The 8,857-nt window shown below is 66.6% G+C and carries 12 protein-coding genes and 1 pseudogene; 4 read left to right on the top strand and 9 right to left on the bottom strand.

Annotated elements, in window-relative coordinates; all coding sequences use genetic code 11:
- Positions 1–205: 205 nt before the first annotated feature.
- The 3 genes from GA0115259_RS15665 (at position 206) to GA0115259_RS15655 (ending at position 2,058) form a co-directional block, all read left to right on the top strand.
- Positions 206–1,033: a helix-turn-helix domain-containing protein gene (locus GA0115259_RS15665; protein WP_093596741.1), complete on the top strand. Its 828-nt coding sequence runs from the start codon at positions 206–208 to the stop codon at positions 1,031–1,033.
- Positions 1,030–1,248 carry a DUF397 domain-containing protein gene (locus GA0115259_RS15660; protein ID WP_093596738.1) on the top strand — a complete coding sequence of 73 codons (219 nt, stop codon included), beginning with the start codon at positions 1,030–1,032 and terminating at the stop codon, positions 1,246–1,248. The genes GA0115259_RS15665 and GA0115259_RS15660 overlap by 4 nt, the downstream gene beginning before the upstream one ends.
- Before the next feature lie 294 nt (positions 1,249–1,542).
- Positions 1,543–2,058 (top strand): tautomerase family protein, encoded by a 516-nt coding sequence (locus GA0115259_RS15655; protein WP_141716580.1) that lies wholly within the window; start codon positions 1,543–1,545, stop codon positions 2,056–2,058.
- A 64-nt stretch (positions 2,059–2,122) separates the two neighbouring features.
- Here GA0115259_RS15655 and GA0115259_RS15650 read toward each other — a convergent pair whose 3' ends face one another.
- The 3 genes from GA0115259_RS15650 to GA0115259_RS15640 are packed head-to-tail and all read right to left on the bottom strand — an operon-like array spanning position 2,123 to position 3,665.
- Positions 2,123–2,977, bottom strand: a complete 855-nt coding sequence (locus GA0115259_RS15650; protein ID WP_093596733.1) for a helix-turn-helix domain-containing protein — start codon at positions 2,975–2,977, stop codon at positions 2,123–2,125.
- A gap of 12 nt (positions 2,978–2,989) precedes the next feature.
- A complete protein-coding gene (locus GA0115259_RS15645) occupies positions 2,990–3,502 on the bottom strand; it encodes a DUF6879 family protein (protein ID WP_093596730.1) in 513 nt (170 codons plus the stop codon).
- A complete protein-coding gene (locus GA0115259_RS15640) occupies positions 3,480–3,665 on the bottom strand; it encodes a hypothetical protein (RefSeq protein ID WP_345941017.1) in 186 nt (61 codons plus the stop codon). Before GA0115259_RS15640 ends, GA0115259_RS15645 begins: the two co-directional genes overlap by 23 nt.
- A gap of 296 nt (positions 3,666–3,961) precedes the next feature.
- Here GA0115259_RS15640 and GA0115259_RS15635 point away from each other — a divergent pair, with 296 nt between their 5' ends.
- Complete coding sequence (locus GA0115259_RS15635; protein ID WP_093596727.1) at positions 3,962–4,219, top strand: DUF6415 family natural product biosynthesis protein; 258 nt, start codon at positions 3,962–3,964, stop codon at positions 4,217–4,219.
- A gap of 48 nt (positions 4,220–4,267) precedes the next feature.
- On the opposite strand, the gene GA0115259_RS15630 is transcribed toward GA0115259_RS15635, so the two are convergent.
- The 6 genes and pseudogenes from GA0115259_RS15630 to GA0115259_RS15610 all read right to left on the bottom strand — a co-directional run.
- A complete protein-coding gene (locus GA0115259_RS15630; RefSeq protein WP_093596724.1) occupies positions 4,268–4,492 on the bottom strand; it encodes a hypothetical protein in 225 nt (74 codons plus the stop codon).
- A 93-nt stretch (positions 4,493–4,585) separates the two neighbouring features.
- Positions 4,586–5,827, bottom strand: a complete 1,242-nt coding sequence (locus GA0115259_RS15625) for a helix-turn-helix domain-containing protein (RefSeq protein ID WP_093596744.1) — start codon at positions 5,825–5,827, stop codon at positions 4,586–4,588.
- 271 nt (positions 5,828–6,098) lie between these two features.
- Positions 6,099–6,259: pseudogene (locus GA0115259_RS41180) on the bottom strand (IS701 family transposase); the annotation flags it as partial.
- Between the two features lie 122 nt (positions 6,260–6,381).
- Positions 6,382–6,759, bottom strand: coding sequence for a VOC family protein (locus GA0115259_RS15620; RefSeq protein ID WP_093596721.1), 378 nt, complete (start codon positions 6,757–6,759; stop codon positions 6,382–6,384).
- A 404-nt stretch (positions 6,760–7,163) separates the two neighbouring features.
- Positions 7,164–8,303 (bottom strand): acyl-CoA dehydrogenase family protein, encoded by a 1,140-nt coding sequence (locus GA0115259_RS15615; RefSeq protein WP_093596718.1) that lies wholly within the window; start codon positions 8,301–8,303, stop codon positions 7,164–7,166.
- The coding region (locus GA0115259_RS15610; RefSeq protein ID WP_176732560.1) for an acyl-CoA carboxylase biotin carboxyl carrier protein subunit at positions 8,300–8,857 on the bottom strand (558 nt) is incomplete at its 5' end. The genes GA0115259_RS15610 and GA0115259_RS15615, both read right to left, overlap by 4 nt.

Below are 8,857 nucleotides of genomic sequence, written 5' to 3'. Positions count from 1 at the left end.
TTCCCGTACATGTCACACGCCCTCCATCTGCCCTTTTCACTCTCGGCCAACTCGGCTGCGCCGCTACGGGACTTGCGAGGAGTGCGCTTGCAGGGCAAGGCTCGTTCCTCTCCGTAGCGATACGGCTACCGGGAGCACTCAGAGTGGTCTAGAGTCAGGCTGTCTTCAACCTGCGGTAATTGCACGAGGAGCCAGGTGGTAGCCGTTGAACCGGAAAGAGCTGGACCCCGATAGGTCACCATCCGCAGCCTTTGGGCAGCGTCTCCGCAGTTTGCGGGATGAGCGCGGTTGGACACAGGATGAGTTGGCAGAGCGTATGGGGTGCTCCGGCACGCATATTTCGGCCGTCGAAACTGGTCGCCGATCTCCAACTCCCCGATTTGCGGCGGGTGCCGACAGGGTGTTCGGTACCGGCGACAGACTCGAACGCCAGAGCCGCGCCCTTCGGTATACGGCACTGTTGGAGGGCTTCCCGGAGTACGTGACGCATGAGGCGCGCGCGGCGGAGATCAGGCTCTATGAGGTCGGTGTCATGCCGGGGATACTCCAGACACCGGAGTACGCGTCGGCACTCACCGCGCGCGTGGTCGAACGGGGTGCGATCACGCCCGAGCAGGCAGACGAACGAATCGCGCTCGTAGCGCAACGCCAAGCAGCCCTTGAACGGACCCCGTCACCACTGGTGTTCGCAGTGCTGGACGAGAGCTGCCTCAGAAGACCGGTCGGCAGTCCCGCCACCATGGACGGACAGTTGGCGCGGCTGGTCGAGTTCGCCGCGCTGCCGAACACTGTGCTCCAGGTCGCCCCGTTCGATATGGGCGATCGTCGCCCACTCAGCTTGCCGCTGTACGTCCTGACAATGGAGAACCGCTCCCTCCTTTCCTATGCGGAGTCCGCGCAGCGTGGCAGGCTCGAACGGGAACGCACTTCCGTAGTCCCCCTGTTGACCGCCTACCATCAGTTGCAGGCCGAAGCACTCTCCCAAGCGGCGTCTGTGGCCATGATTGAGCAGTTACGAAAGGGCATCCCGTGACGACCGAGTCCCCCCGTTGGTTCAAGTCCTCCTACAGCGAGAACGGCGGCGCCTGCCTTGAGGTCGCCGCTAACCTCGTCGCCACGCGCGGCGTGGTTCCCGTCCGTGACTCCAAGAACCCGAGCGGCCCGGTCCTGGACATCCCCGCCGGCGCGTTCGCCTCGTTCGTAGCGGGCGTCAAGGCGGGCGAGTTCACCCGTACCCTCGGCGCGTGATCCGCGCGCCCCAGCGCTGAGCCCCGCCGTTCCTTCCCTTCGGAGCGGCGGGGCTCTTCGTCGTACCCGGGGTCACGGGCGGACGGCTCCTCGACCTGGCCCGGCAGGACCTGTAAGTTCGCCCTTTTGGCCCGCACATGCGACGTCGCGCGGCCGGTCGACGCGCCTGCTTGAACCGACACCGCCTCGCCCGCTCAGGTGATGGATGGCCACGGGCCAGCGTGCCTGTTGAGACCGGCCGCCTTTCCGGCTCAGGGTTGGCCGTCGACCAGCGACTGGGAAGGACCCACACACATGGTTTTCGTTCGCGTGCACGCAATGAAGGGCCATCTGAGTGCCACGCAGAAGGAGGAGCTCGGCGCAAAACTCATTCAAGCCGTGGCTGACGTCGAGGACCTGGTCAACAACCAGACTCACAAGGAGACCTCTTGGGTGCAGTTCTACGAGTTTGAGCCCGAGAACTGGTACGCACCGGCCAATGTCGCCGGTGCGGATCCCAACTCCCGAGTTCAACTCGACGTGATCGCGCCTCAGAAACTTCTCCCCACGCCCGAAGACACCCGTGCCATGCTGATCAAGTCCGCCGAAGCCGTGCGATCGGTGTTCGGTTCTGGTCCGCTGCCGGCGCACGGGCCGTGGGTGCACGTCTACACCATCCCGAACGATCAGTGGGGACAGGACGGCCGCGTTCCCGACTGGGAGGGCTTCCGGGCCCTCCTGCGTGCCGGCAGCCCGGAAAAAGCCGATGAGGCACTGGCCCAGATTTACGGGCCCGGGCGTCACACGGCTGCGACGTGGCGCGCCTCATAACTTGATGAGGCCGGCGACCAGGTGACGCCGTTCCGAGCGGCGGGGCTCTTCGTCGTACCCGGGGTCAGGACAGGGCGTCGATGGCCTTGACGATGAGAGCGCGCGCTTCGGCACCGTGCACAGCAAGCTCCGTGAGCCTGGTGAACGCGCGGAGGTAAATGTCCAGCTCGCTGGGCGCAGTAACGGTCACCTTCGCAGCAAGCAGTTCCACGTGGACCCGTGCGTCATCGAACACGGTGAACTGCTCAAGGGGCCATATGACCTGTTCCCGCGGCACGCCGACGGGGATGATTCCCAGCACCATGGACGGCAGCGCCATGGATGCAAGGAGGTTACCCAACTGGCCGGCCATCACTTCCGCATCGCCGATGCGGTGGTGGAGGACATGCTCTTCGATGAGCGTCGCGAAGCGGTGGTCTCCTTCGTAGACGACGCGCGAGCGTCGTATGCGGGCCTCGACCGCTTCACTCACGTCGTCGGGAGTGCCACGGAAACCGGCGATGCTGCCCATGAGGGCTGTCGCGTAGCCGGGTGTCTGGAGGAATCCGGGCACGACGTTGGAGGCGTACACGCGGAAGAGCCGCGTGCGCTCGTACAGTGGTGTGGACACTTCCTGTAGGCGCTTCATGCCGGTGCGCTGGAGTCTCTTCCACTGGACATACATGGAGTCGGCTTGCCGGTTGGCGGCGACCAGGTCCGCCGCCTGGCCGTCCGCGCCGCACGCCGTGCACCAAGCGCGGATGTCCGCGTCGGACGGTGGCGTGCGGGCGTTCTCGATCCGGGACGACTTGGCGACGGACCAGCCGCAGCGTGCTGCCAGCTCCTTGCCTGTGATCCCCGCGTCCAGGCGCAACTCCCGCAGACGTTCCGCGAGAGCTGCCCGTGCCTGATGCGCGCTGGACGATGGTGAGAGGGGCATGGGCGGGGTGGGCTACCTGATCTCGTATTCGTCGTGCGGGATGGCCCGTTCCCAGATCTTCTCGAACGCGGCGGAGCAAGCCTCGACTACCTGGGGGTCGTCGTGCAGCTCCTTGTCCAGCCAGTCCCCATTGCCGGAGAAGTGATGGACCCGCATCAACTGATCATCGAAGATCCAGAAGTCGTTCGCGGGCAGCACGAGGTCCGTGGCGAGCCGACGTGACAGCCAGCGCACCTGCTCGCCGGCCGCCACGTTGGCGTGGGTGACGTAGTGCTCCCAGCGGATGTACTCGGTCACCGGCTCCGAGACGACACGGGCGCGGCGGACGGACACTCCTCGGGCCACGGCGTCGGCGATCTGCTGGTGGAAGGGACGCCACCACGACGCTCGGTCGGCCCAGTCGACACGGTGGCCCTGCCGCCACGCCTCGAAGCGAGGGTTGGTGAAGTAGCTGTCCCGCATCTCCAGATGGACGGCCGACTGCTTGGCGCGGGCAATCAGCTCACTGAACTCCGTCGAGCTCATCGCATGCCTTCCTGATGATTGGCACCATGCGCTTGGGAATCCTGATGACCGTTTCGGTGGGCGGGATCGGCGCCTTGGCCGGGGACAGGGCGTGGCACTCGACGGTCGATTCGTCGTCGGCCGTGTAGCCCTGGATCAGCAGATCTGATGTGCCTGTGTCCACCCGTACCGTTGGGCATCCGTCCTCATCCGTGTCGGGGGTCGATGCCGACGAACTGAATCTGCATGTCGGTGAGCCTCCGTGGTCAGTCAAGTTACAGGGTTTTTCATCACGGTCATACCTCCGGGTGAAGTCGTCAAGAGGGCCTCCATGGCCGCTCGGTGTTGCGCCAAGTCGCGTGTAATTCGATGCAACTTTGCTGACTCGTCGGACCGCTTCTCCCTACCGTCGGGCACAGCGGCATTCCGGGCGCCTCGCGCCGGGCCGCGCGCGAGGTACGAGTGCGCACGGAGGCAGCCATGGGCAGACAGACGAGCACCATCAGCGCCGTACAGACCACCATCGACAAGGCCCGGGCGGTCGGCTACAGAGCGGGCACACACGAGGAATTGGACAGCCTGGCCACGGAACTCCGTGACCATGTCGCCCAGATGCTCCCCGTCGCGCGGGACCGGACGGACCGCATGTGGCGCGGGAGCCGGGTGAGCGGTCCGCCGAGGGCTCGGCTCGTTCGGGGCAGTTCTCCCCCAACGGGCAGCGGCACGCCGGGAATTTGACAGCCGACACGAGCGGAGGATCTCCGCCTTCGGGAAGGAGCTCGGCGCTCACCACTCCTCACCGGGCCTGGGCGCGGAGTCGATCAGCAGTGCCGTCTCAAGGCGCCGAAGGACGTTGCGGCACGGCGTCGCGTAGCCTCCCCGGGGAACCCAGTCCGGGGTCAGCCCCCAGTACCCGCCGGCCGCGAAGAGCGCGTGCAGAAGGTCCGCGTCGGTCTTGCTGTCTCGGCCGAAGCGACCGGGCTGGGGTCTGGTCTGCTGGTTGCTCGCCATGTCCCTCAAACTAGGGAGCCGGACCGTAGCCAGCCAGACACAAGCGATGTACTTGCGATGATGGATCGTCAGAAGTGCATCGACACAGTGCAGTTACGCGAAAACGCCCAGGTGAGTGCCGACTTCCCGCATCTCTGTGGTGAGAGTACGGCGCTTCCGCGTCACCTCTTCGAAGGTGATTGCGGCCGACGACTGGTGGCGGAACCACTCAGGGGCGATCTTGTCGAGGCGGGACAGCTCCTCCATGGCGGCGGTGGGGTCGCCTGTGCGGACTTGGGCCCGAGCAAGGTCGAGTCGGTAGCGGTTCCCGTCGTTGGTGCTGGGGCCGCCCAGTCTCTTCCAGGTCTTCTCCTGAAGGTTCTCTTCCTCGCCGGACTTGCGGACCACTGCCCGCGCATCCCCGGCAACCATGAAGTCCTCCAACTCCTTCATGGAAGCGGTGACGGGCCCGAACATCGACCAGTGGCGCAACAGATTCCGGTGCGTGGAGCCCACCGCCTTCGCGGCAGTTCCGGCCGCCCTGCGCAGCGCCTTGGCCTCCTTGGGGCGGTTGTTCCGGGCCGCGGCGGCGGCTGCCTCCATCGCCAGGCCGCCCCACGTCGCGTACTCGTCCGGCGTTGCCCCGCTGATCTTCGGTTCGACCAGATCCATCGTCGTTACGGCGGTGTCCTCCGCCTCGTCGAAGCGCTCGGTCCGCATGAGCAACCAGCACATGCCACCGACCCCGGAAGCCGCGACAAGCTGGTTACCCGCCGCTTTGGCGTCCGCAATGGCCTCCCTGACGGCCCCGTGAGCGAGGTCGTACTGCCTGATCTGTGTCAGGTACCGGCCTGCCAGTTGCAGAGCCTGAGAGCGGGCCACGAGAGCCTTCGTGCGCTCCTCGCCCGAGTCGTAGTAAGCGACCGCGTCGTTCGCGGCAAGGATGAGAGCGGGAAGGTCTGCCGCAATGCTCCGGTAACTGTCCTCGTAGTAGAGGACGGAGTTGTCGTGCGTCATACGCCGCAGCCTTGGCACATCCGGCTCGTCTCCGAGAGGAACACTCACCGAACCGAGTCCGACAGCCGGCGTCAGCGCGATGCGGAGATCACGCAAATGCATTCCGTTGGGATTGTCGTGCGCGACGGGTTCGGGAGCACCGGAGGCCATCAGCGTAGACGTCCTCACGTTCAAGGCGCGGGCGATGCCGTGCAGGGTTTCCATACGCATCCCGTCATGCCCTTGCTCGATCCTGCGGACAGGTCCGACTGAGAGCCCAGCACGGTGCGCGAGTTCCTCTTGGCTCCACCCCGCAGCGCGCCGGTACTTCCTTACGTTGTTGGCCAGTTCATCCGACATGCGCCACCGTCCTTTCTCAGTCCAGCGTACGACGATGACGGACAACTTCATCTTGACTGCGTGGCCTGCGGCGCCCATAAACGGCATCGAGAGCATCCGGATGACGAGCGAGGGGCAGCAGCCCCACCACCGCCCATCCGCTTCCCGCGAGGTGCGAGCCGCCGCAGGGATCACGCTCAGCACGGTGCGGAGCGGTTCAGTCTGCAACCGCGGCGCCTTGTTCGATCCCAGGTCAAAGGGCATCGCGGACGGCGTCGGCATTTCAGGAGTCCCGGCACAGCAGATGCCGCATGCCGTGCGGGCCGGCCTCCCGGACCACTCCGCGATCGTCCAGCAGTTTTTGCGCGGCAGGTCCGACAGCAGGCACAGCACCAACCGCCCGGCCCGCAGGCGGGGTTCGTACCGGGCGAACCGGCCCGCGATCCGGCTCATGGCCACCTCGAACGCCTCACGCCATCGGGCGGGATCTACGCTGCGGCCTGCGGCCACCGTCTCATCGTCAGTCCACACAACTCACGATGATCATCGGTGGCCGCACCCCTTCGGCGTCCCCGTCAGTCCCGCACGAGACAGAACGGGTGTCCTGCCGGATCCGCAAAGATGCGCCAACTCCGCTTTCCGCCACCCTCGTCAAGCAGTGTGGCGCCCTGATTGAGGACGTCTTCCTGGGCTCGATCCAGGTCCTTGACGCCCAGGTCAAGGTGGAACTGCTGGGGGTGAGCGGAGTCCGGCCACCGCGGCGGCTGATGGTCTTCCACGCGCTGGAAGGCCAGCACGAACCCACCGTCGGTGTGGAGCGTCGCCCAGCCGTCGCCGAGCGACCACCGCGGATCCGGCTGGTTCACTACGCCGCCGAGAAGCGACTGGTAGAACCGGGACAGCTCAACGACATCGGCGCAGTCCAACACCACACACTGCAGCTTGGCGATCACGAAGGCAGCGTCTCACGACGCCTGACAGCGCCGAGCAAGCCGGGTCTGAGTGATCCCGGCCTGCTTGCGGAGCCCTTTGAGCGTCTCGGCCAGATCGGCCTTTGACTGACCTAGCTCCTCCGGGTTAAACGTCAAGGCCCTTCACATACTCCTCAAAGGGCAGCGACTCAGCCAGCGCAATGCGCTGGTACTCGACATAGGGCTTCGCGTCGACCTTCGCTGACTGGAGTCCCAGGAACGCAGAAAGCCCCCGACGACCACCCAGCGCGGGCAGCCATCGGGGGCAGGGGTCAGAAGTGGCACGGGCAGACCCACGTCCACGGTTCGCGGCACGGTCGCCTCGGTCTGCGGGGATCCGCCGACCAGTCGATCGGCGGATTCAGGTGACGGGTCAGTTGCCGGGTTCAGTACGACTTGGGGAGGCCCAGGGACTGGTGCGACACGTAGTTCAGGATCATCTCGCGGCTGACCGGTGCGATTCGGGCCACCCGGGCGGCGGTGATCAGGGACGCCAGGCCGTATTCGTGGGTGAGGCCGTTGCCGCCCAGGGTGTGCACGGCCTGGTCCACGGCATGTACGCAGGCTTCGGCGGCGGCGTATTTGGCCATGTTGGCGGCCTCGCCCGCGGCGGTGTCGTCGCCCGCGTCGTAGAGGTGTGCGGCCTTCCGCATCATCAGGGCGGCTAGTTCGAGTTCGATGTGGGCCTGGGCGAGCGGATGTGCGATGGCCTGGTGGGCGCCTATCGGTTCCTTCCAGACCTGGCGTGTCTTGGCGTACTCGACGGCCCGGTCCACGGCGTAGCGGCCCATGCCGAGGGCGAAGGCGGCGGTCATGATGCGTTCCGGGTTGAGTCCGGCGAAGAGTTGGAGAAGTCCGGCGTCCTCGTCGCCGACCAGTGCGTCGGCGGGCAGCCGTACGTTGTCGATGACCAGCTCGAACTGCTTCTCCACGGCGGTGAGCTCCATGTCGATCGGCGAGCGGTGGAAGCCTTCCGCGTCCCGGGGCACGATGAAGAGGCAGGGCTTGAGCCGGCCGGTGCGCGCGTCCTCGGTGCGGCCGACGATCAGGGTGGCGTCGGCGATGTCGACACCGGAGATGAAGACCTTGCGCCCGTTCAGCACCCAGTCGTCGCCGTCCTTGCGGGCAGTGGTGGTGAGCCGGTGGGAGTTGGATCCCGCCTCGGGCTCGGTGATACCGAAGGCCATGGTGAGGGAGCCGTCGGAGAGGCCGGGCAGCCAGTGCCGCTTCTGTTCGTCCGTACCGAAGCGGGCGATCACCGTGCCGCAGATGGCGGGCGAGACGATCATCAGCAGCAGCGGACAGCCGGCGCTGCCCAACTCCTCCAGTACGAGCGAGAGTTCGGCGATCCCGCCGCCTCCGCCGCCGTACTCCTCCGGCAGATTGACTCCGAGATAACCGAGCTTTCCGGCCTCGCGCCAGAGGCTCTCGCGGTCGTAGCCACGGCCGTGGCGACGGCCCAGGGCGGCGACGGCGGCGCGCAGCGCGCTCCGCTCCTCGGTCTCGATCAGGAAGCTGCCGGTCATGATGGATCCTCCTGTGCGGTCCATTCGGTACGTGCGGCCTGTGCTGTGTCGGTGACCACTGCGAGCAGGGCGCCTACCTCGACCTGGCGGCCGGGCGCGGCATGGAGCGCGGTGAGCGTGCCGGAGGCGGGTGCGGTGATCCGGTGTTCCATCTTCATCGCCTCCAGCCAGATCAGCGGCTGCCCGGCGGTGACTTGGGCGCCTTCGGCGACGCCGTCCGCGATCCGTACGACGGTGCCCGGCATGGGCGCGAGCAGCGAGCCGGGCTCGGTGTGCCGGCTGGGATCGGCGAAGAGCGGCCGGGCGGTCAGGCGGTACGAGCCGGCCGCGGTGTCCACATGGACCTCGCCGCCGTACGCGGTGACCTCGAAGTGCCGTACGACGTCTTCGATTTCGAGGCTGACGCGGTGAGGTCCAGCGGCGACGACCCGTACCTCGTCGCCCTCGACGGCAAAGCCGTGCCGACCGGTCCGGTAGCGGATCTCGTGCTCGCCGTACGTCTTGCTCTGCGTGCCCGCGCCGACATTGCGCCAGCCGCCGAGCCGGGCGGGCAG

The organism is Streptomyces sp. MnatMP-M17 (assembly GCF_900091995.1).
Taxonomy (GTDB): Bacteria; Actinomycetota; Actinomycetes; order Streptomycetales; family Streptomycetaceae; genus Streptomyces.
The sequence above is the reverse complement of the archived record's forward strand: the minus strand, read 5'-3'. Positions and strand labels throughout refer to the sequence as shown.

Excerpts from the sequence above, each read along its gene's own strand:
- GA0115259_RS15635 (WP_093596727.1), top strand. The coding sequence starts at position 3,962 with ATGGGCAGACAGACGAGCACCATCAGCGCCGTACAGACCACCATCGAC.
- GA0115259_RS15645 (WP_093596730.1), bottom strand. The coding sequence starts at position 3,502 with ATGAGCTCGACGGAGTTCAGTGAGCTGATTGCCCGCGCCAAGCAGTCG.
- GA0115259_RS15630 (WP_093596724.1), bottom strand. The coding sequence starts at position 4,492 with ATGGCGAGCAACCAGCAGACCAGACCCCAGCCCGGTCGCTTCGGCCGA.
- GA0115259_RS15615 (WP_093596718.1), bottom strand. The coding sequence starts at position 8,303 with ATGACCGGCAGCTTCCTGATCGAGACCGAGGAGCGGAGCGCGCTGCGC.
- GA0115259_RS15655 (WP_141716580.1), top strand. The coding sequence starts at position 1,543 with ATGGTTTTCGTTCGCGTGCACGCAATGAAGGGCCATCTGAGTGCCACG.
- GA0115259_RS15625 (WP_093596744.1), bottom strand. The coding sequence starts at position 5,827 with ATGTCGGATGAACTGGCCAACAACGTAAGGAAGTACCGGCGCGCTGCG.
- GA0115259_RS15650 (WP_093596733.1), bottom strand. The coding sequence starts at position 2,977 with ATGCCCCTCTCACCATCGTCCAGCGCGCATCAGGCACGGGCAGCTCTC.